Consider the following 25,947-nt stretch of genomic DNA (forward strand, 5'->3'; position numbering starts at 1 on the left):
CAGATGATGGCCTTCCTCGCCACCGTGGTGGTCTTCATCATCTGGTTCCACCGCGTCACGAAGAACGCGGCCCTCCTGGCGCCTGATGTGCTCACTCGCGGCACGGGCTGGGCGATCGGCTCGTGGTTCGTTCCGATCGCCAACCTGTGGATCCCCCGAAGCATTGCCGCGCAGGTCTGGACGGCGAGCCGTTCCCGGCCGCACGCGGGCGACGAGCATCAGCCTCGCACCCCGGTGAACCTGTGGTGGACCGCCTACGTCGGGAGCTGGTTCGTCACGAGGGCAGGCGAACGCAGCTACGCGGCGGCCGAGGCGCCGCCCGACATCGTGTCCGCCACCGAACTCCTCGTCGCCGCAGAGGTCATCGACATCATCGCCGCCGCGCTCGCGATCCGGCTCGTCCACAGACTCACCGCCATGCAATGTGCCGCCGCCGCATCCCGGCTGCCCGCACCCCTCGTCCCGCCCCTCGTCCCGGCCGCCGTCCCTGACAAGGCCCGCCGGGGCGGCAGCCATCGCTGACCGCGACCACCCCGGAAGAGCGCCGCGACTACGACCAGGTGATGCCCGACTGCTCCCGCCACAGCCGCGCCAGCCCGGCGTCGCCGATGACGGACACGGCGTCGAGCGGGAGCCGGTTCCAGAGCGTCAGGTACAGGCGCTCCGCGGTACCGCTGACCTCGCAGTCGGCGGGCCCTTCCTCCGTGCGTCCGGTACGCGGCGGCTCCGAGGACAGCCGTACGGTCCACACGTCGCCCGTGTCGGTGGCCCTGATCCGCAGCACCCTGGGCGTATCGGTGCGCACCCGGCTCTTGCCGCGGGCGTGGAACGCCGACAGCAGTTCGTCGACGCCGTCCACGGCGAACTCCGGCGCGACGTCCCCCGGGTGTCCGCCGGCAGCGGACTGGGCGTCCGCGCGGTGGACGGCCGTCTCATGGGCCTGCCGCCGTGCCCAGAAGTGGAGCGGCGACGGCGCCGGCAGGAACGACCAGCAGCTCACGTCCGGCGGGGCCTCGCTGAGCGCGCCCACCAGCAGCCCGTGGCCCTCGCGGAACCATTCGAGCAGCTCGTCGCCGTCGAGATCCGGTTCGCCGGCGTCGGGGCGGTACTCGGTGCAGCCCTCCGCGACGAAGACCGTTGCCCATCGGTGCACCATCCCCGTGTGCCGCAGCAGGTGGCGCACCTGCCATGCCGGGCACGTGGGCACGGCTGCGTCCGGCCCCGCCTCCTCGGCGGCGAGAGCCAGCAACTGGCCCTCCTGGACGAGCGACTTGATCAGGGCAGAGGTCTCCATGACGCCGATTGTGCCAGCGGACCGCCCGGCTCTCGAGAGGGCGCCGTCGGACACCGTGGGGCGGGTGGCGCCCGTTGCGTTCCTCAGCAGCCGGGTCAGGGCGCCGTCTGCTCGACCGCCCTGTGTGCGGCGGCGTCACGAGCGGCGTACGCGATGGCCGCCGCGCAGGCGGCCAGTACGGCCACCGTCGTCAGTGCCACGGGCAGCGAGAACCAGTCGGCGAGGAAACCGATCGCGGGTGGGCCGAGCAGCATGCCGCCGTATCCGAGGGTCGACGCGGCGGCGACACCGCCGGGTCCGGCGAGCTCGCCGGCGCGTCCTACGGCCACGGGGAAGATGTTCGCCAGGCCCAGCCCCGCGACGGCGAAACCGGCCAGCGCCATCCACACCGAGTTCCCGAGGGCGCCGATCAGCATGCCGGCGGAGGCGGTCGCCCCGCCGAGGACGAGCGTGCGGGTCTGACCGAACCGTTCGAGCATCGCCGTGCCGCTGAGCCGCCCTACGGTCATGGTCAGCGCGAACAGGGAGTAGCCCGCGGCGGCGAGACCCGGGTGGGCCTCCAGGTCCTGCTCGAGGTGCAGCGCGCTCCAGTCGGCCATCGCACCCTCTCCGTACGCGGTGCACAGGGCGATGACGCCGAAGAGCGCCACGAGCCGGCGGGTGCGGCCCTCCAGGCGGCGCGGCGCGGGGGACGCCGTCGGCGTCCCGGCCGTGGGCGCGGGGTGACGGAGCAGTACGGGCCCGGCGACGGCGGTGACCAGGAGCCCGATGCCGGTGAGGGCGAGCAGGTGGACGGTGGGGGACAGACCTCCCGCGACGAGGCCGCCGAGGCCCGCGCCGAGCATGCCGCCGAGGCTGAACGCCGCGTGGAAGCCGGGCATGACGGGCCGTCGCATCGTCCTTACGAGGTCGACCGCGGCGCTGTTCATGGCGACGTTGATCCCGCCGTAGGCGGCGCCGAAGACGAGGAGCACCAGGCCGAGCGCGAGCGCGGAGTGTGTGAGCGGCGGCAGCGCCATGCTCAGGGACAGCAGTACAGCGCTGGCGACGGTGACGGAGTGGCTGCCGAAGCGGCGGCAGAGCCGTCCGGTGAGGGTCATCGTGACGACGGCGCCGGCCGAGACACCGAGCAGGGCGAGGCCGAGGTCGCTCGCGGACGAGCCGGTCTGCTGCTTGATCGCGGGGATGCGGACGACCCAGCCGGCGAAGAGGAAGCCGTCGAGGGCGAAGAAGACGGTGAGGGCGACGCGGAGGCGGGACAGGGAGGTGGGGGCGGGGTCTTCGCCGGGTCCACCCGGTACGACCGTCCTGAGTTTGTTTAGTAGCGGCACAAAGTCAGGATAGGGGCTACGGCCGGTCCCTTTCAAGGCGGCCGGATTCCCCGTACGGCAGCGCTCGCACCCCCGGGATCATGGGAGACTCGCCTCCATGAACGGCAAGGCGACGACCACCCGGACGAGACTCGAGAGGGGCCGCAGTGCACTCGGCCCCGCCCTGGAGCTGGTTCACACCGGACGTGCGCCCACACGTGCCGTGCTCACGGCCGAGCTCGGCGTCACCCGCGCCACCGCCGGGGCCGTCGCGGCGGAACTGGAAGCACTCGGCCTGATCCGCGTCGACTCCCGGCCCGGCGCGGCCGCGGGCTCGCAGGGCCGCCCCTCCCACCGGCTGTCCGTCGACGACACCGGCCCGGTCGTCCTCGCCGCACAGGTGCACGCCGACGGATTCCGCGCCGCACTCGTCGGCCTCGGCGGCCGGATCGTCGCCACCGCACCCGGCTGCGTCACCGTCCAGGCCGACCCCGCCCAGGTACTCGGCGAGGTCGTCGACGCCGGCGCCGAACTGCTGCGCCGCAGCGGCCGGCGCTGCGTCGGCGCCGGACTGGCCGTACCGTCCGCGGTCGCGGAACCCGAGGGCACCGCGCTGAACCCGCTGCACCTGGCCTGGCCGGCCGGGGCTCCGGTGCGGGAGATCTTCGCCGAGCGGGTGAGCGCGGCGGGCATCACCGGACCCGCCTTCACCGGCAACGACGTCAACCTCGCGGCCCTCGCCGAGCACCGGCACGGCGCCGGCCGGGGCGCGCAGCATCTGCTGTGCGTCGCCACCGGCCACCGCGGCGTGGGCGGTGCGCTCGTGCTCGAAGGACGCCTGCACAGCGGCAGCTCCGGTCTGGCGCTCGAGGTCGGGCACCTCACGGTGAACCCCGAGGGCCGGCCCTGCCACTGCGGCAGCCGGGGCTGCCTCGACGTCGAGACGGACCCGCTCGCCTTCCTGACCGCGGCGGGCCGCAACCCCGGCCCGGAGGTCTCCCTGCTGCAACGGGCCAGGGACCTGCTCCGCGAGGAGTACGACGACCCGTCCGTGCGCGCCGCGGCGGAGGAGCTCATCGACCGGCTGGGGCTGGGCCTGGCGGGCCTCGTCAACATCCTCAACCCGGACCGCATCATCCTGGGCGGTCTGCACCGGGAACTGCTCGATGCCGATCCCGACCGGCTGCGGGCCGTGGTCGCCGACCGCAGCCTGTGGGGCAGAAGCGGCGGCGTCCCCATCCTGGCCTGCACCCTCGACCACAACAGCCTCGTCGGCGCGGCGGAACTGGCCTGGCAGCCGGTCCTCGACGACCCCTTGGGTGCGCTCGTCTGACGGCCCCCTCCGATGACGGCCGCCTCCGAAGGCGTCCGCCGGTTCCGTCCCCATGCGTGTGCGTCCGTCGCTCCGGTCCGGCGGTGACCCCCGCGGCCGGCGGACGCCGCTCCGCGGGCCCGGTACGCCAGGAGCACCGGGCGACCGCGGGCCGGGCCACCCGTCCGGAGGCACACCGGCCGGTTCGCGGGCGGTTTCGGGTAGGCCACGACATGTGAGCTACGACCCCGCCCGCCCGCACCGTCTGCTGCGCCTGTGGCGCAAGCTGGCCGAGTCGCCCCTCGGGGTCGGCTGGAGCCGTGGCCGTCGGCTCGAACTGATGCACCGTGCCATGGGCTTCGCCGCACTCGGCTTCCTGACGCTCGTGCCGCTGCTCATCGTCGTCGCGGCCACCGACCCGGCGAGCGGCCAGGGCTTCGCCCGGTGGATGAGCCAGGCGCTGGGGCTCGCGGAGTCCTCCCAGGACGAGGTGGAGCGGCTGTTCGGTCTGCCGCGCCAGGCGCTGCAGCGGACCACCGCGTTCGGTCTCGGCGCGCTCGCCGTCTTCGGGCTCACGTTCGGCTCCGCCGTGCAGACCACGTACGAGAAGGTCTGGGACCTGCCTGCGGCCCGCTGGCACACGATGTGGCGGCATGTCGTGTGGCTGGGGATGCTGATCATCTATCTGATGATCTTCGTGAGCACACCGCTGCCGGGGGAGTCGCTGCTGTCGGCGGCGATCGGGGCGATCGGCGACCTGGCGGGCACGGTGCTGTTCTTCTGGGCGTCCCAGCGGGTCCTGCTCTGCGGACGGGTCCGCTGGCGGGCCTTGCTGCCGGGGGCCGTCGCGACGGCCATCGCCCTACTGGGGCTGCGGGTCTTCTCCCAGCTGGTCTTCTCCCCGCTGATCGCGTCGAACGCGGTGACCTACGGCCCTTTCGGCACGGTTCTCGTGGTCCAGTCCTGGCTCGTGGGCGTGGGAGTGGTCGTCTACGGCGGCGCGATCGCGGGACGCGTCGGCCATGAGATGTGGACGAGGTGGCATCTGGCACGGATTCGCCGGGGCCGACCAGGGCAGCAGGGCCCGCCGAAGCTGTGATCACCAGGGTATGCCGCTCCGCAGCGCCGGGCGCTCAGGCTGCGGGTGCAGCACCTGGTAGCGATCGCCGTCCGCCCCGGGCCGGTCGTCCGCCCGGAGTGTGACGTGGAGCAACGTACATACCGGTAGGTACAGAGGCCGGGTGCCGCGGGGGAAGCAGCCGTGCGTGCGCCCCGTACTCCGCGGGTGGTACGCACACTGCCGCCGGCCGTACGACGACCCGCACCCCCTGCCGGCGGGAGCCTCGAAGCGAAGAAGGAAACGCACCCATCGCCACCGAGGAGCTGATCGAGATGAACACGCTCGCCTACGACGGGCCCGGCCCGTGGATCCTGTTCTTCCCGCTGATCTGGGCGGCCGTCGTCGTGGGAGCCTTTGCCGTCCTGCGCCGCACGGGGATCTGGCGCGGCCGTCCCGCGCGTTGGCAGGGCGCCCGCCCGCCGCTCGCCGAGAGTTCGCCCATCGCCGTCCTCGGCCGCCGCTTCGCCGCGGGCGAGATCGACGAGGAGGAGTACTGGCTGCGCCTGTCGGTCCTGGAGGAGCAGTTCGGCCGCGTCTCGAAGGGCAGTGCGGCATGACCGGCACCGTCACCACCGGGACGCCCCCCGGGTCGTCGGCGTGGTGGCGGGGGCGCTCGCGGCCGGCGGCCCCAACGCCGCGCCGCAGGCCTCGACGTGCTGCGCGCCGTCGCCGCCGCATGACGCGCGGCCCCCTGCCCGCCCGGTCAGCCGGCAACGGCCGACCGGGCGGCAGCCGTCTCCGTCTCCGGTACGACCGGCAGGATCTCGGCCTCCGGGGCCCCGGTGAACGGGCCGATGGTCGTCGCCCCGTAGACCGCCGCACGGGGCGGCATGGTCACGGCCGGGGAGGAGGCGGGAAGAGTGAACCAGACGACCTTGCCGCTGTCGCCCTGCGGTCTCACGCCCCAGCTCTCGCTCATGGCGGCCACCAGCGCGAGGCCCCGTCCCGAGGTGGCGGACGTCCCCGGTCTGCGCACGGTCGGCATCCGCGGATCGTGGTCGTGGACGGACACCGTGAGCCGGTCGAGCAGGAGCTCGACGTCCACGGTGCACATCTTGTCCGGCTGAGCATGCCGGTGGACATTGGTCAGCAGCTCGGTGACGCCCAGCGCTGCCTGGTCGATCAAGGGATCGAGATGCCAGTAGCGCAGTTGCGCCGAGATGATTCTGCGGACCTGACCGATCCGCGACGGCAGGGCCTGGAGCTCCACCGTGCAGTGCCTGCTTGGCTGGCTGATCACGGCTGCGACTCCCCGAAATAGTCCGGAAGAAGACGAGAAAAGCGATCCAGCAGTGGGCCGACCTGCTGATCAGACCGGCGGGGCTGGCTCGCAGCGTAACCGCCGGTGCACCCTGAGTGATGTGGAACCAGCGTGGACCATCCCCGACTGGCCCGCAACTCACAGGACTTCCGCGCCTCTCAGTGCTCGGAACCGCCTGCCCCGCGCACCGCTTCGAGGAATCGCCCGGCCAGGGCGCGGGCGTCCGGCCGCCGGCTGCGCTGCCCCATGGTCAGCCGGTACCGCTTGCCGTTGAGCGTCGCAACCGTGCTGTCGTCGCCCGCGAACCACGGCCGTCCGGCGGTGACCGCACGCACGGGCGCGCTCTCGATCACCCGGCCGTAACTGGTCATCAGCGCCAGCCTGCCGTCCTTGATCAGCACCTGTCCGGCCCGGGTGAGCGAGCGTGGCCAGCGCTCGATACGCACTCCCGTGGCGCTGAATTCCGGTTCTGCCATGGCCATTGCGTCCGCCCCCTTTGCAGCGACTCTCCTGGAAGTGTGCACAACTCGCGCCGTGCACACCAGTACGCCCGGCGCAGTCACGCCACAAGCTGCGCCTATGGATACCCAAAGCGAACGTTTACGCAGGTGGCAGGCTTACTGTTGCCCGTGTGGCCGGATGACGGCACCGACGACCGCAGACGGAGGACGACGTGATGAACAGCACCGGGCAGCAGCGGGCGCCGGGCGCGCCGGCCGTGACCGTCGACGTCGACCGCAGCGATCCCCACTACCGTGCATGGCTCAAAGAGGCCGTACGCAAGGTCCAGGCCGACGCCAACCGGTCGGCCGACACGCACCTGCTGCGCTTCCCGCTGCCCGAGCAGTGGGGGATCGACCTCTACCTCAAGGACGAGTCCACCCACCCCACCGGCAGCCTCAAGCACCGGCTGGCCCGCTCCCTGTTCCTGTACGGGCTCTGCAACGGCTGGATCAGACCGGGCAAGCCCGTCATCGAGGCGTCCAGCGGCTCGACCGCCGTCTCGGAGGCGTACTTCGCCAAGCTGATCGGGGTGCCCTTCGTCGCCGTCATGCCGCGCACCACGAGCGCCGAGAAGATCCGCCTGATCCAGTTCCACGGCGGGCAGTGCCACTTCGTCGACGATCCGCGCAGGATGTACGAGGAGTCCGCCGCGCTCGCCGAACGCACCGGCGGCCACTACATGGACCAGTTCACCTATGCCGAACGGGCCACCGACTGGCGCGGCAACAACAACATCGCCGAGTCGATCTACCAGCAACTGCGCCTCGAGCGGTACCCCGAGCCGGCCTGGATCGTCGCGACCGCCGGCACCGGGGGCACCTCGGCGACCATCGCCCGCTACGTGCACTACATGCAGCACGACACCCGCATCTGCGTCCCCGACCCGGAGAACTCCTGTTTCTTCGACGGCTGGACCCACGGCGACCCCCGGGCCAGCAGCGACTGCGGCTCGCGGATCGAAGGCATCGGCCGGCCCCGTATGGAGCCCAGCTTCGTGCCGGGGGCCATCGACCGGATGATGAAGGTGCCCGACGCGGCCAGCGTCGCCGCCGTACGGGCTCTGGAAAAGGCCATCGGGCGCAAGGCGGGCGGCTCCACCGGTACCGGCCTGTGGAGCGCCTTCAAGATCGTCTCGGAGATGGTGGCCGCAGGCGAGAAGGGGAGCGTCGTCACCCTCATCTGCGACCCGGGCGACCGCTATCTCGACAAGTACTACTCGGACGGCTGGCTCGCCGAACAGGGGCTGGACATCCGCCCGTACACGGTCGCCGTCGAGGAGTTCCTCGCCGGCGGCGTCTGGCCCTGCTGACCGGCCGGCTCCATGGTCAGCCGGTGGAACGGCCCAGCCGGCGGTCCAGATTGCGCACCGCGTCCTTGAAGGCGCGCCCCAGCCCGGGGCGGCCCAGGCGCAGCACGATCCGCAACGGCGCGGGCCCGTCGGCCGCGAACGTCCACTGCACCCGGGAGCCGGTCGGCGTCGGGGTGATCCGCCACTCCTCCAACAGGGCCCGCAGGCCAGGGGCGTTGGTCTGGTCGACGCGATAGGCGTAGCGGGTGTCCGGCTCCCGCGCGAGGACCGTCTCCGTGAACACCGTGCCGCCCTTGAGTCTGATCTCGCGGCCCGCGCCGTCGTCCACGGGCCGGGCCGCGGTCACGGCGGTGAACCACTCGGGCCAGCCGGCGACATCGTCGGCGAGTGCCGCGTACAACGCCTGTGGCGACGCAGCGAGATGTGCAGAGAAGACCAGACGCACCGGTGCTCTCTCCACGAACTCCAGCTCTACAGGACGGAGTTGACGTGCCATGGGGGGGTCCTCACTCCAGCGCGGACGACGGGACCGCACACCATAGCCGCAGCTCGGTCCGATGTCCGCCCTCAGCGCCCCGCCCGGCCGTTCAGAAGTTCGTCGAGCGCGCGGGCGAACACCTGTCTTCCCGCCCTGGCCACCAGCCGGTCCAGCAGCCGCGGCAGCAGCGCGAGACGCAGCTCCTCCACCCACAGGACCACCGAACCCGAGTCCGTGCCGTGGACCTCGATCTCGGCCCAGCCGGTGATCACCCGGCCGCGCTTCTCCAGCCGGCAGCGGCCCCGCCGACCGGCCGACGGCGGCTCCCATTCGACGATCTCCATCGGATCGTCGAAGCCGAACCGGCCCGCCCCGCTGCGCGCGACGACCAAGGTCCCCACGCCGCTGGGCCCGGGGCCCGACACCGTGACGGCGGTCATCGGCACCGCGGCCCCGTGCGCCGGCCAGTCCGTGACCTTCAACCAGCACTCGGTGGCCGGCAGAGCGGTGACCCGTCCGATACGGAAGGTGCTCACGGCGCTCAGCCGTCCTGCGCGTCGGCCTGTTCGCCCGCCACGACGAGCGAGGGCAGATGCTCGGCGATCTCCTCGCGAACCGCGGCCGGCAGCCCCGAGTCGGTGACCAAGGTGTCCACGTCGTCGAGCCCGGCGAAAGAACTGAGGCCCACCGTCCCCCACTTGGTGTGGTCCGCGACCACCACCACCCGGCGCGCCGCCTGTACGAGGTGGCGGTTCGTCTCCGCCTCCGCGAGGTTCGGCGTCGACAGGCCGGCCTCCGCCGAGATGCCGTGCACGCCGAGGAACAGCACATCGAAGTGCAGCGAGCGGATCGCCTGGTCGGCCACCGGTCCGACCAGCGAGTCCGACGGCGTGCGCACCCCCCCGGTGAGCACCACCGTCGCGGCGCCCGGCCGCTGGCCGCCCGCCCCGCCCGACCGCTGTGCCGTATGGAAGACGTCGGCCACCCGCACCGAGTTGGTGACGACAGTCAGGTCCGGCACGTCCAGCAGATGGTGAGCCAGCGCGTACGTCGTCGTCCCGCCGGACAGGGCGATCGCGCTGCCGGCCGCCACCAGCGCCGCCGCGGCCCGCGCGATGTCCTCCTTCGCGCTCAGCTCCAGCGCCGACTTCGCCTCGAATCCGGGCTCGTGGGTGCTCGCCTCGACCACCGGGACGGCGCCGCCGTGCACCTTCTCCACGACACCCTGCCGCGCCAGAGCGTCCAGATCGCGCCGCACCGTCATGTCGGAGACATTGAGCTTGCGGGTGAGTTCGTTGACCCGGACCCCGCCGCGCCTGCGCACCTCGTCGAGGATCAGAGCACGCCGCTGCTCCGCGAGGAGGTTCTGGTTGTCGCTCACCGCCGGGGCCGGTCCTTCCTTGTCGCCGTACACCGTCCACGCCCTCCCACGGGCTGTGGCCAAGGCTTCTCATCCTTGCACGCGTATTGCCCGTCGGGCTCGGGGAGATTCCGTGAGAGCGGTGCGGCGGGCCGTCGTGATCCGCGATTCTGTCGCCATCGTTGCTGCGGGGGGCACACCGGACCGGGCCGCGCGGTGCCGGCCCCTCGGGTTCCACCCCGTTACGTCCTGTTGTGTTCCGTTCCGGCTCGTCCCGAGATGAGGGAGTCACCGCAGTGTCCCCTGCCACCCAGGCGCCGCGAAGCGGCGGTCCCGCGCTCGAGCTGCTCGTCCACGGCGTGGGCGGAGCGACCCCGCAGGACATGCTCGGCGACCCCCGCACCGTACGGATATCCGGCGACGAGAAGGCCGCCGTGTACCGCCGCACCGACGACGTGGAGGCGGAGAACCGCCCCGGCGAGTACCGGGACCGGCCCATCCCCGAGGCGTACTGCTGGTCCAACCTCACGTCCGGCAACGGCGCTCGGGCACTGTGGCTGCTGCTGCTCCCGTTCATGGTCGTCAACCTCGCGCACTGGATGCGGCCCAGGGCCAAGGGGAGACGCAGGACCACCCGTCTCTACGGCGCCCTGGTGCGCCTCGTCGCCCTCAGCCTGACCGTACTGCTGACCGCGGCGGCCTGTGAGGTCGCGCTCGACCTGCTGGCCTGGCAGTGCGCCGGATCGGCCCAGTGCAGCGACGACAGATCCTGGCTCGGTTTCATGTCCGCCGCCAGGGAAGGCTGGTGGTCCCAGCCGGGGCGGCGCCTGGCGCTCGCCGCGGTGGTGCCCGCCGCGTTGGTCGCGCTGCTCTGGTACCTGTCCAACCGGACCTGGAGCGCCTACGAGTCCCAGCGCCCGCCGACCGGTGCCGGGGACGCGGCCGCCGGGGACGACGAGGACGACGAGGACAACGAGGACGTCCCGGAGACCGACGACGGCGATCACGACGGCCGAGGTGACGACGGCGATCACGACGGCCGAAGTGAGGACGGTAACGGCGACGGGCGCGGCACCGACGAGGCCGACGGTCAGCGGAAGCCGCTCGTCCGGCCCGCACTGGGAAGGCCCGGCTTCTGGTACGGCCGGCGGCTCGTCGCCCGGTTGCGCGCCGCCCACACCGCCGCCGGATTACTCACCGTCGCCGCCGCGGTCGCCGGAGCCGCCGCCCGGCACGACCGGGGCGGCGAGGACACCCTGTTGAAGGTCTGCGGCATCCTCCTGGAAGGCGCGCTCGTCGCCGGCGCGGCCGCCGTGCTGTGGGTGGTGGCCCGCCGGGGCCGCAGCGAGCGGCGCGTCGACGCCGGCATCGACCGGGCCGCCGTGCGCTGCCTGCCGGGCGCCGCCCTCGTCCTGCTCGCCCTGTCGCTGCTCTACGCCTCCTGGTCACGCCCGGGATGGACCTCCTACGGCACCCTGCCCGGGGACGTCACGTTCCGGGTGATCGTCCTCGCCCAGGGTGCCCTCGTCGTCGCCCTGGCCATGGCCGCCCGGCGGCTGCACCGCCGCGCCCGGCACCCCCGCACCGTTCTGCACGGACTCGGCGGGCCCGCCGTCGCCATGCTGGCCTGCGCGCTCGGCGGCGTGATGACGGGCGGCGTCGCCCAGCGTGTCGCGGACTGGCTCGACGGGCCGGGCACCCCCGGCATGGACGGGGAGGGCACCATCCCCGGGCCGCCGGTGCTGCTGAGCTGGCAGGCATCCGTCATCCCCGTCCTCCTGGCGGTGCTGCTCGTACCGACCGTGCTGCTCGCCGTACGGACGTGGGTCGCCGCTCGCCGCCTCGTGCCGCGGATCGAGGCCGAGTACTTCGACGGCGACCCCGGCGAAGGCCGCCGCGACCGTGTCCGCACCCGCCGGATAGCGGGCACCCGCGCCCGCGCGGCACTCACCGACGTCACCCCGCTGATCGTCGGCGTCGTCTCCGGGGCGACCCTGCTGCTCGGCGCGGCGGCCGTCGGCGGCGCCTGGCTCAGCGGCGAGGTGCCGGGCCGTTCCTTCGGCGAAGGACCCGCGGAGTCGGCCGCCGAGACCGCGCAGGCACTGGGCTCCTGGCTCGTCGGCTTCGGCTTCATACTGTTCGTCACCATGGGCCGCCGCGCCTACCGCGACGCCTCCGCCCGGCGCACCATCGGCATCCTGTGGGACGTGGGTACCTTCTGGCCGCGCGCCGCCCACCCGTTCGCGCCTCCGTGCTACGCCGAGCGGGCCGTCCCCGATCTGACCTGGCGCATGTGCACCTGGACCGGGCGGACCGGCGGCCGGCTGGTGATCTCGGGGCACTCCCAGGGCAGCGTGCTCGCCGCGGCGGCCGTGTGGCAGCTTCCCGCAGCCACCCGCAGACGGGTGGCGCTCCTGACGTACGGATCGCCGCTGGAGCGCCTGTACGGACGCTGGTTCCCCGCCTACTTCGGGCCAAAGGCGCTGCTGGAACTCAGCAGCGAGGTCGACTGCTGGCGCAACCTGTGGCGGCGCACCGACCCGATCGGCGGGCCGATGCTGATCGCCGCGGAGACGGATCCTCCTGGTGACGGCTGCGACGACCCGGCCGACGTGGACCGGCAGGCGCTCAAGGACCCTGTGGTCTACGGCCGTTCGGAGCGCCATCCGCTGCCGGAGCCGATCCTCGGGCACTCCGACTACCAGGCTCACCCGGACTTCGCCAAGGAGCGGGCGGCCCTGCTCGACCGGCTCACGCCGGCCGTGCCCCGGCAGGCTCAGGGCAGTTCGGGCAGATCCTCGGCGTAGAGCAGGGTGAGGTCGTCGGTGTTCGTCTCCGCGAGCTCGGCGACCCGCCCCGCGTGCCGCTCCACCATCGACTCGAACGTCTGGCGCGCGGTACGGCCGTTGCCGAAGGCCGGCCCCTTGGGCAGCGCCGTGAAGTACTTCAGCAGCGCCTCCGACGTGCCCTCGGCCAGCCGGTACTCGTGCTCCTCCGCCTGCTGCGCGACGATCCGCAGCAGCTCCTCCGGGTCGTAGTCGCTGAAGGTGATGGTCCGGGAGAAGCGGGACGCCACGCCGGGGTTGACCGCGAGGAAGCGCTCCATCTCCGCCGTGTAGCCGGCGACGATCACCACGACGGCGTCCCGGTGGTCCTCCATCAGCTTCACCAGGGTGTCGATGGCCTCCTTGCCGAAGTCCCTGCCGGAGTCCTCGGGAGACAGTGCGTACGCCTCGTCGATGAACAGCACACCGCCGCGCGCCCGGTCGAACGCCTCCTGGGTGCGGATCGCGGTGGAGCCGATGTGCTCGCCGACCAGGTCGACCCGGGACACCTCGACCAGATGGCCGCGCTCCAGCACTCCGAGGGAGGCGAGGATCTCGCCGTACAGCCGGGCGACGGTCGTCTTGCCCGTGCCCGGCGAGCCGGTGAAGACCAAGTGGCGCCGTACGGAGGCCGCCTTGAGACCGGCCTCCTGACGGCGGCGGCCCACTTCGATCATGTTGGTGAGCGTACGGACCTCGCGCTTGACGCTGTGCAGCCCTACCAGGGCGTCCAGTTCGCCGAGGACAGCGACGGAACTGCGCGCAGGCTTCTCGGCCGGGGCGGGCGCGGGGGCGGACTGCGTGCTCTGTGCGGGGAGGGCGGACAGCAGACCGGGCGTCCTCGTCGCCGTGAGGGTGGCCGTGGCAGGCTCCGCGCCGGGGCGGGCGATCCCGCTCTCGTCGCTGGTGCAGTCTTCGACGACCGGGCCCGATTCCTCGCCGAACTCGTAACCGCCGCGCGCACAGCGCTCCGTGCGACAGCGGTCCAGCGTCGTGCGGCAGCCCTCCATCACATGGAAGCCGTAGCCGCCGCTGCCGGTGACCCGGCAGCCGCGGAAGGTGCCGCGGCCTTCCGCGGACACGTAGAAACCGGCCTCGGCCGGTGAAAGGACGGTGCAGCGCTCGATCACCGGGTCCGCACCCTTGGTGACGATCACGCCCGTCTGGGCGGCGTCGATGGTGCACCCGTTGAGGGTGCCGCCGCTGCCGTGGTCGCGGAACCAGGCGCCGGTCGAGACCTCGCGGATACGGCAGTCGTCGAGTTGCGCCGTCGCCCCGTCGCTCACCGAGACCGCCGTGTTGCGGACCTGCGAGAGGTCGCTGTCGACGACGTCGACGCGGGAGCCGCGGTCGAGGACGAACAGCGCGTCGGGCACGTCGTGGACGCGGCAGGAGTCGAGCACCGCCGTCGCGCCGTCACTGACCCAGACCGCCGGGTAGTCGCCCGTACTGTCGTGGATCTCGCACTGGTTGGCGTCCACGCGTGTCCCCGGGTCCCACACGGACAGGCCGTTGCGGCCGAAGCGGCGCACCGTGGAGCGGGTGAGCGTCAGCACGGACCGGGAGCGCAGATCGATCGCGTTCTCCGGGATGTCGTGGATGTCGCAGTCGGAGAGGGTCAGGACCGCGTCCGTGTCGAGGGTGACGCCGTCGGCCGACGTGCGGTGCACGGAGGAGTCGGTCAGGTGGGCGCCGGCGCGGGACGCGATCTGTACGCCGGTGCCCTTGATCTCGTACACCTCGCAGCCGATCGCCTCCAGACCGCTGCCCTCGCCGGAGACGCTCAGGCCTGCGCCGGAGGCATGGTGCACCCGGCAGCGCTCGAGCCGTGGATGCGCCCCGCCGTGCACCGACACGCCCGACTGACCTGCCGCCACCACCTCGCAGTCCTCGAACACGCCGCCCGCGCCGTCCAGTACGCCGATCCCGACGCCCGCCGGGTTGTCGATGGTGCAGCGGCGCACCGTGGGCCGTGCGGCGCCGCGCACCTCGAGACCGACGGCGGACCTGGTGACGATCCGCAGGTCCGTCAGCTCGGGCGTGCCGTCCTCCACCAGGAGGGCGGGGGCGGCGGAGTCCTGGCCCTCCACATGCAGGTCCTGCACGGTGGCGGAGGCCCGGACGGTCAGCGGCACACCGTCGGCCGGGGCGATACGCACCGACCCGGCAGAGCCCTCGGGGCCGCGCAGCGTGACCGCGCGGCGGACGACCAGGTTCTCGCGATAGGTGCCCGGGGCGATGGTGAGGATGTCCCCGTCGCCGGCGGCCTCCAGGGCAGCGGCGAGAGAGGGGTACTCGCCTGTGCGGCGCCGCCACCGCGAAGTGCCGGTGTGCGTCACCTGGACCGTGCCCTGTGCCATCGTGCTGCTCTGCCCCCACCTCGTGTTCCGTACAACGCGCGTCTCTGAGGGGAACGCCTCCCGAACCCCGAAGGGCGTCGCACCACCGTAGCGCGCGCGGCCCGCGGGAGTTGACGGGATGTGGCAGGTCAGCTTCCTGCGCCGGTACGCCCCCAGTCGGGCCCGACCGCTGCCCAGGCCCGGTCGAGCGCGGCGTGTCTGCGGCGCACCAGCCGCCAAAGGACCAGCCTCCTGGCGCATTCGACGAGCACACCCCAGGCCAGAGCGGCGCCGACGCCGGCGAGCGCGGCGTGCACCTCGGCGGTGGCCGTGTCCATCGGGCGGGGCACCATTCGGCCGGAACCGTCCGTCCACACCGGGAACGTGTCACCCGGGCGGGGCGCGGGCAGTGTGGTAGGCACCGTGCCGGTGTGCCGACTGCCGTCCGGGGCGGTCCATTTCGCGGCGACCGCCCTTCGGCGTTCGTCGGCCGCGGCGGTCTCCGGGTCGAAGGCGGCGGGGCGCGGGAATTCGGCCGGCCCGAGCACGGTGGCCGTCGTGGCGTGCCGCTGGAGCCGCTGGACGCGGATCGACTGACGCAGCGACTCCTCGGTCAGCGCGCCGGCGACCCAGCCGACCGCCGGGGCGGCCGTGACGACGAGCAGGGCGGCGACCAGCGCGAGCCAAGCCTCGTACAGATCGGTGGCACGCCGCAGGGGATTGCGGCGCCAGCGCCAGATGCCGACGGCTGCCCGCACTTTCCGCACCCCTTCCTTGTCCGTGACGGCCCGGCAGGGCACGGCACGAGCGCGGGTGGTGCGAAGAAGAGGAACGTCACCCGGCGAGCCGTGCCGTGCACTGTCCAACGTGCCTGCCACCGCGATCGGTTCCCGTCGGGCGGACGACGTCGGCAGCGGGTGCAGGGCATGGTCGGTCACGCGCGGGCAGAGGGAACGGAGCCGGTCGCTCTGTGTGATCAGCGAGGAGCGAGCCGGTGACGGTCTCATGTACGTGGCGCAGGTGGGTACATGAGCGCGCGGCGAGGTGGTTCATCGGTGCGCAGGGCAGATATCCGGTGTGCCCTGCTCGTCGAGCGGCGGCCCGCCCTGCCTCCGCGCCGGAGCACTGTCCGGACGGGCCGCCCTCGCCGTCGCTCAGTACCCCCGGCCCTGGTACGGGCGGTTGTACGGATCCTCGTAGGGCGCGGGCGCCGGAGCGGGACGCGCCGCGGCGGGCCGCATGGCCTCGTAGCCGGTGGACACCGGCCGCTGCGGCTGGGACTGGTACTGCGGTCCCGGATAGCCGCGGGGAGGTCCCGCCTGCTGCGGGATGTACGGGGCGGGTGCCTGCTGCAGCGGGACCGGCTGGTGCATCTGCTGCGGGTAACCGTAGGACGGGGCGGGATGGGAGGGTGCCGCCGGGAGGGCGGGCAGGGCCGCGGGGAGCGCCGGCAGATAGCTGTTGCCGGTGTCGTATGCGGCAGGCACTCGGATCGGGGCGATCTGAGGGGTGCCCCGCTCCGCGACCAGGGAGTCGTAGATCGGGGTGTCGGGAAACGCCGGCGCGGAGTAGTAACCGCCGCCGTAGGTGGCGCGGGGGGAGGTCATGGCACATAAGTTAAGCCCACGATGTGCTGGTTGGGGAGCCCGATAAGAGGGTTGTTTCATCAGCTCTGAGTGACCACGGTTCACTAATGTGGGCGAAGTTGGGGGAAACGGGCTTCCTGACGTCTCGTGATCGTGTAAAGCGCAAGCTGAGAGAGGGTTACCCACGGGTCGGCCCCCCTGCGGGGGATGTATGCGGAATAGGTTGACGATGAACGATCTTCCGGGCGCAACGAATCGAGATGGGGGAGAGCATGTCCATGCTTAAGGGAGCGAATACTCCGGTGTCGGTGCGGAGTGTCCGCGTCGAGCTGGGCTGGGGCTCCGGGCCGGGGGTGCCCGACGTCGACGCGTCGGCACTCCTCCTGCTGTCGTCGGGGAAGGTCCGTTCCGACAGCGACTTCGTCTTCTACAACCAGCCGGCACACGCCTCGGGAGCCGTGCGGCACGAGGGCAAGCAGTCGGCGGCCGGCGCCACGACCGACTCCGTCGCCGTCGACCTCGACCGTGTCGAGAGCTCGATCGAGCGCGTCGTCCTGGCCGCCTCCGCCGACGGTGGCACTTTCGGGGAGGTGCCCGGCCTCCACATCAGGGTGCTCGACGCCGGCTCCGGCGCCGAGATCGCCCGCTACGACAGCCAGGACGCCACGGTCGAGACGGCCTTCGTGCTCGGAGAGCTCTACCGGCGCCAGGGCGCATGGAAGTTCCGCGCCGTCGGTCAGGGCTACGGCACCGGCCTCGAAGGACTCGCCACGGACTACGGCATCACCGTCGACGAACCCCAGCAGGCCGCTGTCACCGAGGCCTCCGTCACCCAGGCCACCCTGCCGGCGGTCACGCCGCCCGTCGCCACCCCGCCACCCCCGCCGGTCACCCACGCCGCGCCGCCCGCGCCCGCCGCCCACGCCGCGCCGCCCGCGCCCCCGACCCCGGTACGCCTCACGAAGGTGACGTTGACCAAGGAGTCGCCGAGCGTCTCCCTCACCAAGCAGGGCGGCACCTCCGGCGCGATGCGCGTCAACCTCAGCTGGCAGATCCGCAAGCAGTTCCAGGGCTGGGGCGCCAAGCTCGGCCGCGCCATCGCCATGCACGGCGACCTCGACCTGGACCTGTGCGCCCTCTACGAACTCTCCGACGGCCGCAAGGGCGTCGTCCAGGCGCTCGGCAACGCCTTCGGCGCGCTGAACCAGCCCCCCTTCATCCACCTCGACGGGGACGACCGCACAGGCGGGACCCCGGGCGAGAACCTCACCATCAACCTCGACCGCCGGCAGGACATCCGCCGTGTCGTCATCTTCGTGACCGTGTACCAAGGCGCCCGGAGCTTCGCCGACCTCGACGCGACGGTGACGCTGCAGCCGCAGCACGGAGCGGCGATCGACTTCTCCCTCGGCGAGTGCACCGTCCCTTCCACGGTCTGCGCCCTGGCCCTGATCACCAACACCGGTTCCGACCTCGTCGTCCAGCGGGAGGCCCGCTTCCTGGTCCCGGAACGCGGTGTCAGCCCGCAGCGCACCATCGACTACGCCTACGGCTGGGGCATGAACTGGACCCCCGGCCGCAAGTGACGGCCCCTGCGTGCGCCCGCCCGCCGTCACCTCAGGTGGGGCGGGCGCCGCTTCACGCGGGAGCCGGCACCGCGCCGCGCTCAGGCGTCGCCGGCGGTCTCGGGCCGCGCGTAGGTGCGTCCCTTCCACGCGGCGCCCCGACCCCGGTAGTGCTGCACCGCGGAGTCGATCGTCATCAGGAGATAGAGCGCGGCGGTGAACGGCAGGGTCAGCGCGAGGAGCGGCGGCTGGCCGTAGTGGCGCAGCATCGGCAGGTACGTGCCCGCCATCACCGCCCATGCCGCAGCCCCCGCCCACGCGGCCACCGCGTCCCCGCCGAGCAGCCCGAGCGACAGCGCCGCCGGCGGGGCGAGATACACCAGCGCCAGCCCCGCGACGGTCCCCGCCAGCACCGGCGGGCTGTGACGCAACTGGGCGTAGGCGCTGCGCGACACCATCCGCCACAGGTCAGCGAGCCGTGGGTACGGGCGCACGCTGTCGACCCGGTCGGCCAGACCGAGCCAGATCCTGCCGCCCGTGCGCCGCACGGCACGCGCCAGGGCGACGTCGTCGATCACCGCCTGGCGGATCGAGTCGGGGACACCGGCCCGTGTCGCGGCCTCCGTACGCAGGAGAACACAGCCGCCAGCAGCGGCCGTGGTCCGCGCCCCTTCCTTGTTGATCCACCGGAAGGGATAGAGCTGCGAGAAGAAGTACACGAACGCCGGTACCACCAGCCGCTCCCAGCCGCTCGCCACCCGTAGCCGCGCCATCTGCGACACGAGATCCAGCCCGCCGGTCCGCGCCGCGGCGACCAACTCCCGCAGACTGTCCGGCGCGTGGGCGATGTCGGCGTCGGTGAGCAGCAGGTACTCCGGGTCGCCTTCTCCCGCGGCGTCGATGCCGTGCCGCAGGGCCCACAGCTTCCCGGTCCAGCCGTGCCCGGGCTCGCCCGGCGCCACCGACCGCAGCGGCAGGCCACCGTGCCGCGCCGCCAGTGACCGTGCCAGGTCACCCGTACCGTCACCGCTGTTGTCGTCGACGAGCACGATCTCCGCCCGGCCCGGGTAGTCCTGGGCGAGCAGCGTCGGCAGGCTCAAGGGGAGGACGTCCGCCTCGTCCCGTGCGGGCACCACGACGGCGACATCCGGCCAGTGCTCAGGATCCTTCCGTTCCGGCAACCGCTGGTCGGTCCGCCAGAAGAAGCCCTGGCCGAGCAGCAGCCACCCCCAGGCGGCCAGCGATCCGACGGCGGTCCAGGCAAGAGCGCTCATCCGCCGCAGTCTGCCCCACGCAAGGCCCGCCGTGAGGGCGGTCGACTATGGTGACCGGGTGAAGATCGCGCTCATGGATTCCGGTATCGGCCTGCTGGCGGCGGCGGCCGCGGTGCGTACGCTGCGCCCCGACGCCGATCTGGTGCTGTCCTCCGACCCCGGCAGCATGCCCTGGGGCCCCCGTACGCCGGACGATGTCGCCGGGCGCGCGCTGGCCGTGGCACGGGCGGCCGCCGCGCACCGGCCCGACGCGCTCATCGTCGCCTGCAACACCGCTTCCGTGCACGCCCTGCCCGCGCTCCGCGCGGAGCTCGAGCCCTCGATCCCCGTCATCGGTACGGTCCCCGCGATCAAGCCCGCCGCGGCCGGGGGCGGCCCTGTCGCGATCTGGGCGACCCCGGCGACCACGGGCAGCCCGTACCAGCGCGGACTGATCAAGGAGTTCGCCGGCTCGGTCGAGGTGACCGAGGTTCCCTGTCCCGGTCTCGCCGACGCGGTGGAGCGGGCGGACGAGGACGCGATCGACCGGGCCGTCGCCGCGGCCGCCGCGCTCACCCCCCGCCACGTCAGGGCCGTCGTCCTCGGCTGCACGCATTACGAACTGGTCTCCGAGCGGATCCGGGCCGCGGTCCAGCGGCCCGGCCTGCCGCCCCTCGTCCTGCACGGCTCGGCAGGAGCGGTCGCCGCGCAGGCCCTGCGGCGGATCGGCGCGGAGCCGGTGCCCGGCGCGTCGCCGAGCGGCCGGCTCACGGTGCTGCTCAGCGGGACGGAAGCCACTCTTCCGGCGGAGGCGCTCGGCTACGCCGAAAGCCGCCTGCTGCCTGCGGTGACCCCCGCGCACTGAACCGCGTCGCTGACCCTTCGCGGACGTCGGACGCCACCCCCGACCTGTGACCGGACCGGTTGCCGAACGTCGCCCGCGACCTGTGACGACGCAGATCGCCGGCCGTCGGTCCGGCGGCCCGTCGGCGCCCGCAGTTTTCCCGGTCAGGGGGCGCCGAGCGGACATGTTTCCCGCCCTTGTGGCCGTTTCGCCGCATCAGTGCTGGTTGTCCGGATGCTGGGTAGGGTCCTAGGCATGAGGCACCACTTCCGCCACGAGGGGCGCGGCTCGGAGCCCCTCCCAGAGGTCTGGACCGGTCGGGCCACGAACCGTATGCAGTGGCTGCTCGCTGTGGCGGGCGTGGCCTGTCTGGCCCTCGGCATCAAGCTGGCCGTCGGGGCCACCTGGACCACCGGCATCGCCGCGATGCTCATGGCGGTCATCGGCTGCGTCGCGGCAGGCCTCATGATCCTTTACGGGACGCTCGCCTTCGTGCACGTGGCGGTCAAGATCGACAGCCATGCGCTGGACGTGCGCTGCGGCCACATCGGCGTGCCGCGCCGGCACATCCCCCTGTCGCACGTGGAGAGCGCCGAATTCGTCCACCGGGTGACGCCCCGGCAGTGGGGCGGCTGGGGCTGCCGCTGGCGTCCCGAGCGGGGCACCGCGGTGGTCGTCCGTCGCGGCGAGGGCCTGTCGGTCACCCTCAGCGACGGGGGCAGGTTCACGGTGACGGTCGACGACGCGGCCATGGCGGTACGCGTCATCCGCGCCAGGATCAATCACCTCAAGGCGACCGGGGCACCGGGAGCGAGCCAGGCGCCAGGGGCGTGACCTCGTCAGCGTGGAGCCGTTCCCGGCCCCATGGTCTTCCGTGGCCGGCCCCGTGCCTCCCCGGGCGGCCCCGGTGACTTCGGCGGCTCCGGCTCCGCCCGGCGCGTGCGCGTGCTGTGCCGTTGCCGTTGCCTACAGGTCCTGTTCTTCGAGGCCGTGTCCTTCGTGGGGCGTGCGTGCCGTGGCCAGTCCCGCCAGCAACGCGGCCCCCGTCGTGACGGGGGCGAAACTCAGCACGTTGCCGACACAGGCCAGTACCGCCACTGCCGTGAGCGCGGCGGCGGCGCTCAGCGCCACCGGCGCCGGACGGGGCGAACGCCCGAGCCCGTACAGGATCCAGCCGAAGACCCCAGCGAGCAGCGCGACGCCGACCACTCCCTGCTCCGCCGCTTGCTGGAGCGGTGCCGAGTGGGGCTTGCTCCCGGAGGCGGGCGACTGGACGGAGGCCGGGCTCAGCCGTCCGAAGCGGGCGGGACCGACGCCCCGGACCGGCTCCCGTTCCGCCAGGGTGACGGCGTCCCGCCACAGAGCGCCCCGGTGCTCGGTGAGGGACGCCTTCACCGACGTGGCGAGGCCGGCGGGGAGGGCGTCCTTCGCGACGGCCCAGGTGGTTCCCGCCACGAGCCCCGCAGCCAGCGCGAGTGCCGCGAGAACGGCGGTGCGCCGGCGGATCCGGGCCGCGGCGAGCGAACAGAGCAGCACGGCCAGGCAGACCGCGAACACGGGCACGGACGCCAGCGCGAGCGCGGAACAGGCCACGGCCGACGCGAACAGGCGTGACCCCGTCCTGCCGCCCGCCGTCCGGGCGGCGGACGCCGCGCAGCAGGCCGCACCCGTGCCGAGCACCAGGAGCGCGGCGACGGCGCCCGCCTGTCCCAAGGGCGTGACGGCACCGGCGGCGGCTCCCGGCACCACTCCGTCGTGGGACGCGACGGCGACAGCGACGGCCCCCACCGCGGTCACGAGGAAGCCGCCGACCGGAAGGAGCGAGCCGGAGATCCGTCCGCACGCGTACCCCGCGGTGACGGCGAACACGGCGAGCAGCACGCCTTCCGGTCGCCCCTCCCGTCCGGCGGCGCTGACCAGCGACCACACGGCGCAGCCGACGAGGACGGCGACCCCCGCCGCGTCCGTGCCGCCGCGGCGTTCACGATCCGCGTCCGCGCCCTGCCCGCGATCCGGGCGCGAGCCGCGTTCCGGGCGCGAGTGCGCGCCGTCGTCCCCGTGTTGCTGGGCAAAGCGCGCGCCGTCACTGCCACTGCGCGCCGTCTCCGGATCGCTTCGGCTCTCCCGGCCCGTGTTCGGATCGCTTCGGCCTTCGCGGTCCGTGGGTGGACCGCTTGTTGAACCCATCCCGTCGCCCCCCGACTGTGACGGGCCCCGCGCGGCCGGAGCGGGCCGGACGCCGTCGGGCGCCCGATGCGCGACAGCCGGAGCCGACCTGAACGGCTCGTGGTGTGCGCGGGACCGGCGAACACGCTAACGGGAGCCTCGGACATGTGGGGAGTGATTGCGCAGAAACGTTGCTGCTGGGTGAGGTGGACGTGACTGCACCGCTCACAGGCCTCCGCCGTAGACTCCGCCAGGTGAGCGCCATCATGACCTCCGTCGACACCCCCGGACCCGCCTCCACCGAGGGCCGGCCGCTGCTGCGCCGGTTCGTGCGCCCGGGCGCCGCGGCGCTCTCCGGCCTGCTGCTGTTCGCGAGCTTCCCGCCGCGTCCGCTGTGGTGGCTGGCCGTCCCGGCGTTCGCCCTGCTCGGCCTTACGTTGCACGGAGGCCGTCCGCGGTCCGCGTTCGGTCTCGGCTACCTCGCGGGCCTGGGCTTCCTGCTCCCCCTGCTGTCCTGGACGGGCGAGGAGGTCGGCCCGGTGCCCTGGCTGGCGCTGGTCGCGGCGGAGGCGCTGTTCGTGGCGTTCGCCTGCATGGGCATCGCCCTCGTGTCCCGGCTGCCCGCGTGGCCCGTGTGGGCCGCTGCCGTCTGGATCGCCGGCGAGGCCGCGCGTGCCCGCGTACCGTTCGGCGGCTTCCCGTGGGGCAAGATCGCCTTCGGTCAGGCCGACGGTTTCTTCCTGCCGCTCGCGGCGCTCGGCGGCACCCCTGTGCTGAGCTTCGCCGTCGTGCTCTGCGGATTCGGCCTCTACGAGTGTGTGCGGCAGGCGCTCGCGCACCGCCGCGGCGGGGCCGTTCCGCGCATCGCCGCCGTGACGGCGCTGCTGGCCCTGCTCGTGCCCGTCGCCACGGCCCTCGCCTCCCGGCCGCTGGTCGACGACTCCGCCGAGGACGGCACCGCGACCGTCGCCGCGATCCAGGGCAACGTTCCCCGGCTCGGTCTCGACTTCAACGCCCAGCGCCGGGCCGTCCTCGACAATCACGCCCGCCGGACGGAACAGCTTGCCGCGGACGTTGCGGCGGGCAAGGAGCCCCGGCCGGATTTCGTCCTGTGGCCGGAGAACTCCTCCGATCTCGACCCGTACCGCAACGCCGACGCCCGCCAGGTCATCGACCGGGCGGTCAAGGCCATCGGTGTTCCGACCGTCGTGGGCGCGGTGCTGACCCCGGAGACGGGCAAGCTCCGCAACACCCTCATCGAGTGGGACCCGACCCGCGGGCCCGTCGACACCTACGACAAGCGCCATGTGCAGCCGTTCGGCGAGTACATCCCGATGCGGTCCGTCGTACGGGTCTTCAACTCCGACGTGGACCGGGTCCAGCGCGACTTCGGGCCGGGGTACGAGGTGGGGGTCTTCGACCTCGCCGGCACCAAGGTCGGCCTTGTCACCTGCTTCGAGGCCGCCTTCGACGACGCCGCCCGCGACACCGTCACACACGGGGCGCAGCTCATCTCCGTGCCGAGCAACAACGCCACCTTCGGCCGGAGCGAGATGACCTACCAGCAGCTGGCGATGTCCCGCGTGCGGGCCGTCGAGCACAGCCGGTCCGTCGTCGTCCCGGTCACCAGCGGTGTCAGCGCCGTCATCATGCCCGACGGGGAGATCGTCGAGGAGACGGCGATGTTCACGCCGGACGCCCTGGTCGCCGAGGTGCCGCTGCGCTCGTCGCTCACGCCCGCGACCCGGCTCGGCAGCGCGCCCGAAATGGCCCTGGTGCTGCTCGCGGCCGGCGGCCTGACCGCGGTCGCCGTCGGTGCCGTCCGGAAGCGCCGGCCTGCGGCCGACGAGGCGGCCACGGGAGCGGACCAGGCCTGAGGCCTCCGGGTGTCCGGCCGGCGTCCGGCGCTGTCGGTCCGGCCGGGAGAACGACCGGGTGCTGCGCCGGGCCGCGAAGGCGTTCGACCGGTCCGGCCAGGGCCGGAGGTAGGGTCCGGGCATGGCAACTCCCGACTTCATCCGCGCCATCCGGGCGACCGCCGGCCACCAGCTGCTGTTCCTGCCGGGGGTAAGCGCCGTCGTCTTCGACGACGCGGGGCGGGTACTGCTGGGCAGGCGCGCCGACACGGGCAACTGGTCGATCATCGGCGGCATCCCGGAGCCCGGTGAGCAGCCGGCCATGACGGCGGCACGCGAGGTGTACGAGGAGACCGCCGTGCGCTGCGTGGCCGAGCGGGTCGTGCTGGTGCAGGCGCTGCCGAGGCCAGTCACCTATCCCAACGGTGACGTGTGCCAGTACATGGACATCACCATGCGCTGCCGGGCCGTGAGCGGCGCCGCCGAGGCGCGGGTCAACGACGAGGAGTCCCTCGAGGTGGGCTGGTTCCCGGTCGACGCGTTGCCGGAGCTCCAGGACTTCGCGATCTTCCGGATCAAACATGCGCTGTCCGAAGGACCAGCATGGTTCGAACCCATCAAGGCGCAGTGAAGTATGGGTTGCGACCACATCGGTCGACGGATGATCGCTGCCTAATGTGCCGGACATGACCGCGCCCACCACACCGCCCGGCACCCCCGCCACCGCAGCCGCGGCGTCCCCCCTGTCCGTCGACCTCGGCGGCCGTACCGCCCTCGTCACCGGTGCCGCGGGTGGCATCGGCCGCGCCTGCACCCTCCGGCTCGCGGCCGCCGGAGCCAAGGTCAGAGCCGTCGACCGGGACGCCGAAGGACTGGCTGCGCTCGCCGAGCACAGCGAGGGCCTCGCCGGGGCCGTGGAGCCGTACCTGCTCGACCTCACCGACCTGGACGCCGCGGAGGCGGCGGCCGCCGGCACGGACATCCTCGTCAACAACGCGGGCCTCCAACTGGTACGGCCCATCGAGGACTTCCCGCCGGACGTCTTCCACACCGTGCTCACGGTGATGCTCGAAGCCCCTTTCCGGCTGATCAGGGGCGCGCTGCCGCACATGTACGCACAGGGCTGGGGCAGGGTCGTCAACATCTCGTCCGTTCACGGACTGCGCGCATCCGCCTACAAGTCCGCCTATGTGGCCGCCAAACACGGCCTCGAAGGACTCTCCAAGACGGCCGCCCTCGAGGGCGCACCGCATGGCGTGACGTCCGTGTGCGTCAACCCCGGCTATGTGCGCACACCCCTCGTGGAGAAGCAGATCGCCGACCAGGCCGCCGCGCACGACCTGCCGGAGGACCGTGTGCTCGCCGAGGTCCTCCTCAAGGACTCCGCGATCAAACGGCTCGTCGAACCGGAGGAGGTGGCGGAGGCCGCCCTGTACCTGTGCTCGCCCCAGGCCTCATTCATCACCGGCACGTCCCTGACCCTGGACGGCGGCTGGACGGCGCACTAGGCGTATCGATCCAGACACATGTCATGACGCATGTCACGACACGTGCCAGGGCATCTG

At 72.8% G+C, this 25,947-nt stretch carries 23 protein-coding genes and 1 pseudogene; 12 read left to right on the forward strand and 12 right to left on the reverse strand.

Annotation, left to right across the window (positions count from 1 at the left end):
• Positions 1 to 522 (forward strand): annotated as a pseudogene (locus GLX30_RS31285) (DUF4328 domain-containing protein); the annotation flags it as partial.
• Between the two features lie 28 nt (positions 523 to 550).
• On the opposite strand, the gene GLX30_RS31290 reads toward GLX30_RS31285, so the two are convergent.
• Together GLX30_RS31290 and GLX30_RS31295 are read right to left on the reverse strand one after the other, a co-directional pair.
• On the reverse strand, positions 551 to 1,294 hold the full coding sequence (locus tag GLX30_RS31290; protein ID WP_159694309.1) for a maleylpyruvate isomerase family mycothiol-dependent enzyme: 744 nt from the start codon (positions 1,292 to 1,294) through the stop codon (positions 551 to 553).
• A gap of 95 nt (positions 1,295 to 1,389) precedes the next feature.
• Positions 1,390 to 2,625 (reverse strand): MFS transporter, encoded by a 1,236-nt coding sequence (locus GLX30_RS31295; protein ID WP_159694310.1) that lies wholly within the window; start codon positions 2,623 to 2,625, stop codon positions 1,390 to 1,392.
• Between the two features lie 97 nt (positions 2,626 to 2,722).
• Between GLX30_RS31295 and GLX30_RS31300 the strand changes: the two genes are divergently transcribed.
• From GLX30_RS31300 to GLX30_RS31310, 3 genes are all read left to right on the forward strand, one after another.
• Entirely contained in the window at positions 2,723 to 3,937 is a 1,215-nt protein-coding gene (locus GLX30_RS31300; RefSeq protein ID WP_159694311.1) for an ROK family protein, read from the forward strand.
• 214 nt (positions 3,938 to 4,151) lie between these two features.
• Entirely contained in the window at positions 4,152 to 5,015 is an 864-nt protein-coding gene (locus tag GLX30_RS31305; protein WP_244258334.1) for a YhjD/YihY/BrkB family envelope integrity protein, read from the forward strand.
• Between the two features lie 293 nt (positions 5,016 to 5,308).
• On the forward strand, positions 5,309 to 5,593 hold the full coding sequence (locus GLX30_RS31310; protein WP_159694312.1) for an SHOCT domain-containing protein: 285 nt from the start codon (positions 5,309 to 5,311) through the stop codon (positions 5,591 to 5,593).
• 146 nt (positions 5,594 to 5,739) lie between these two features.
• Here the strand turns inward: GLX30_RS31310 and GLX30_RS31315 are convergent, their stop codons facing one another.
• Both GLX30_RS31315 and GLX30_RS31320 read right to left on the reverse strand, forming a co-directional pair.
• Positions 5,740 to 6,276: an ATP-binding protein gene (locus tag GLX30_RS31315; protein WP_159694313.1), complete on the reverse strand. Its 537-nt coding sequence runs from the start codon at positions 6,274 to 6,276 to the stop codon at positions 5,740 to 5,742.
• 179 nt (positions 6,277 to 6,455) lie between these two features.
• Positions 6,456 to 6,779: a hypothetical protein gene (locus GLX30_RS31320; protein WP_159694314.1), complete on the reverse strand. Its 324-nt coding sequence runs from the start codon at positions 6,777 to 6,779 to the stop codon at positions 6,456 to 6,458.
• 194 nt (positions 6,780 to 6,973) lie between these two features.
• Between GLX30_RS31320 and GLX30_RS31325 the strand changes: the two genes are divergently transcribed.
• Positions 6,974 to 8,110, forward strand: a complete 1,137-nt coding sequence (locus GLX30_RS31325) for a PLP-dependent cysteine synthase family protein (RefSeq protein ID WP_159694315.1) — start codon at positions 6,974 to 6,976, stop codon at positions 8,108 to 8,110.
• Between the two features lie 16 nt (positions 8,111 to 8,126).
• Here the strand turns inward: GLX30_RS31325 and GLX30_RS31330 are convergent, their stop codons facing one another.
• From GLX30_RS31330 to GLX30_RS31340, 3 genes are all read right to left on the reverse strand, one after another.
• Entirely contained in the window at positions 8,127 to 8,606 is a 480-nt protein-coding gene (locus GLX30_RS31330; RefSeq protein WP_159694316.1) for an SRPBCC family protein, read from the reverse strand.
• Positions 8,607 to 8,677: 71 nt separating this feature from the next.
• Entirely contained in the window at positions 8,678 to 9,124 is a 447-nt protein-coding gene (locus tag GLX30_RS31335; RefSeq protein WP_159694317.1) for an SRPBCC family protein, read from the reverse strand.
• A gap of 5 nt (positions 9,125 to 9,129) precedes the next feature.
• Entirely contained in the window at positions 9,130 to 9,969 is an 840-nt protein-coding gene (locus GLX30_RS31340; protein WP_159695345.1) for a DeoR/GlpR family DNA-binding transcription regulator, read from the reverse strand.
• A 275-nt stretch (positions 9,970 to 10,244) separates the two neighbouring features.
• Here GLX30_RS31340 and GLX30_RS31345 point away from each other — a divergent pair, with 275 nt between their 5' ends.
• A complete protein-coding gene (locus GLX30_RS31345) occupies positions 10,245 to 12,755 on the forward strand; it encodes a hypothetical protein (protein WP_159694318.1) in 2,511 nt (836 codons plus the stop codon).
• On the opposite strand, the gene GLX30_RS31350 is transcribed toward GLX30_RS31345, so the two are convergent.
• The 3 genes from GLX30_RS31350 to GLX30_RS31360 form a co-directional block, all read right to left on the reverse strand.
• Complete coding sequence (locus tag GLX30_RS31350; protein WP_159694319.1) at positions 12,725 to 15,133, reverse strand: right-handed parallel beta-helix repeat-containing protein; 2,409 nt, start codon at positions 15,131 to 15,133, stop codon at positions 12,725 to 12,727. The genes GLX30_RS31345 and GLX30_RS31350 overlap by 31 nt on opposite strands.
• Before the next feature lie 128 nt (positions 15,134 to 15,261).
• On the reverse strand, positions 15,262 to 15,870 hold the full coding sequence (locus GLX30_RS31355; protein WP_159694320.1) for a hypothetical protein: 609 nt from the start codon (positions 15,868 to 15,870) through the stop codon (positions 15,262 to 15,264).
• 396 nt (positions 15,871 to 16,266) lie between these two features.
• Positions 16,267 to 16,719: a DUF6643 family protein gene (locus GLX30_RS31360; RefSeq protein WP_159694321.1), complete on the reverse strand. Its 453-nt coding sequence runs from the start codon at positions 16,717 to 16,719 to the stop codon at positions 16,267 to 16,269.
• Positions 16,720 to 16,970: 251 nt separating this feature from the next.
• On the opposite strand from GLX30_RS31360, the gene GLX30_RS31365 reads away from it, so the two are divergent.
• On the forward strand, positions 16,971 to 18,284 hold the full coding sequence (locus GLX30_RS31365; RefSeq protein ID WP_159694322.1) for a TerD family protein: 1,314 nt from the start codon (positions 16,971 to 16,973) through the stop codon (positions 18,282 to 18,284).
• A gap of 80 nt (positions 18,285 to 18,364) precedes the next feature.
• Here the strand turns inward: GLX30_RS31365 and GLX30_RS31370 are convergent, their stop codons facing one another.
• Positions 18,365 to 19,537, reverse strand: a complete 1,173-nt coding sequence (locus GLX30_RS31370) for a glycosyltransferase (protein WP_159694323.1) — start codon at positions 19,535 to 19,537, stop codon at positions 18,365 to 18,367.
• Between the two features lie 58 nt (positions 19,538 to 19,595).
• On the opposite strand from GLX30_RS31370, the gene GLX30_RS31375 reads away from it, so the two are divergent.
• Both GLX30_RS31375 and GLX30_RS31380 read left to right on the forward strand, forming a co-directional pair.
• A complete protein-coding gene (locus tag GLX30_RS31375; RefSeq protein ID WP_167306883.1) occupies positions 19,596 to 20,381 on the forward strand; it encodes an aspartate/glutamate racemase family protein in 786 nt (261 codons plus the stop codon).
• 234 nt (positions 20,382 to 20,615) lie between these two features.
• Positions 20,616 to 21,194: a hypothetical protein gene (locus GLX30_RS31380; protein WP_159694324.1), complete on the forward strand. Its 579-nt coding sequence runs from the start codon at positions 20,616 to 20,618 to the stop codon at positions 21,192 to 21,194.
• Between the two features lie 132 nt (positions 21,195 to 21,326).
• Here GLX30_RS31380 and GLX30_RS31385 read toward each other — a convergent pair whose 3' ends face one another.
• Positions 21,327 to 22,547, reverse strand: coding sequence for an O-antigen ligase family protein (locus tag GLX30_RS31385; protein ID WP_159694325.1), 1,221 nt, complete (start codon positions 22,545 to 22,547; stop codon positions 21,327 to 21,329).
• 245 nt (positions 22,548 to 22,792) lie between these two features.
• Between GLX30_RS31385 and lnt the strand changes: the two genes are divergently transcribed.
• From lnt to GLX30_RS31400, 3 genes are all read left to right on the forward strand, one after another.
• Positions 22,793 to 24,403: an apolipoprotein N-acyltransferase gene (gene lnt / locus GLX30_RS31390; protein WP_244258523.1), complete on the forward strand. Its 1,611-nt coding sequence runs from the start codon at positions 22,793 to 22,795 to the stop codon at positions 24,401 to 24,403.
• Between the two features lie 121 nt (positions 24,404 to 24,524).
• Positions 24,525 to 25,013, forward strand: coding sequence for an NUDIX domain-containing protein (locus tag GLX30_RS31395; RefSeq protein ID WP_159694327.1), 489 nt, complete (start codon positions 24,525 to 24,527; stop codon positions 25,011 to 25,013).
• A 55-nt stretch (positions 25,014 to 25,068) separates the two neighbouring features.
• Entirely contained in the window at positions 25,069 to 25,890 is an 822-nt protein-coding gene (locus GLX30_RS31400) for a 3-hydroxybutyrate dehydrogenase (RefSeq protein WP_159694328.1), read from the forward strand.
• Positions 25,891 to 25,947 lie beyond the last annotated feature (57 nt).

Origin of the sequence: Streptomyces sp. Tu 2975, assembly GCF_009832925.1 — a bacterium.
Lineage (GTDB): Bacteria > Actinomycetota > Actinomycetes > Streptomycetales > Streptomycetaceae > Streptomyces.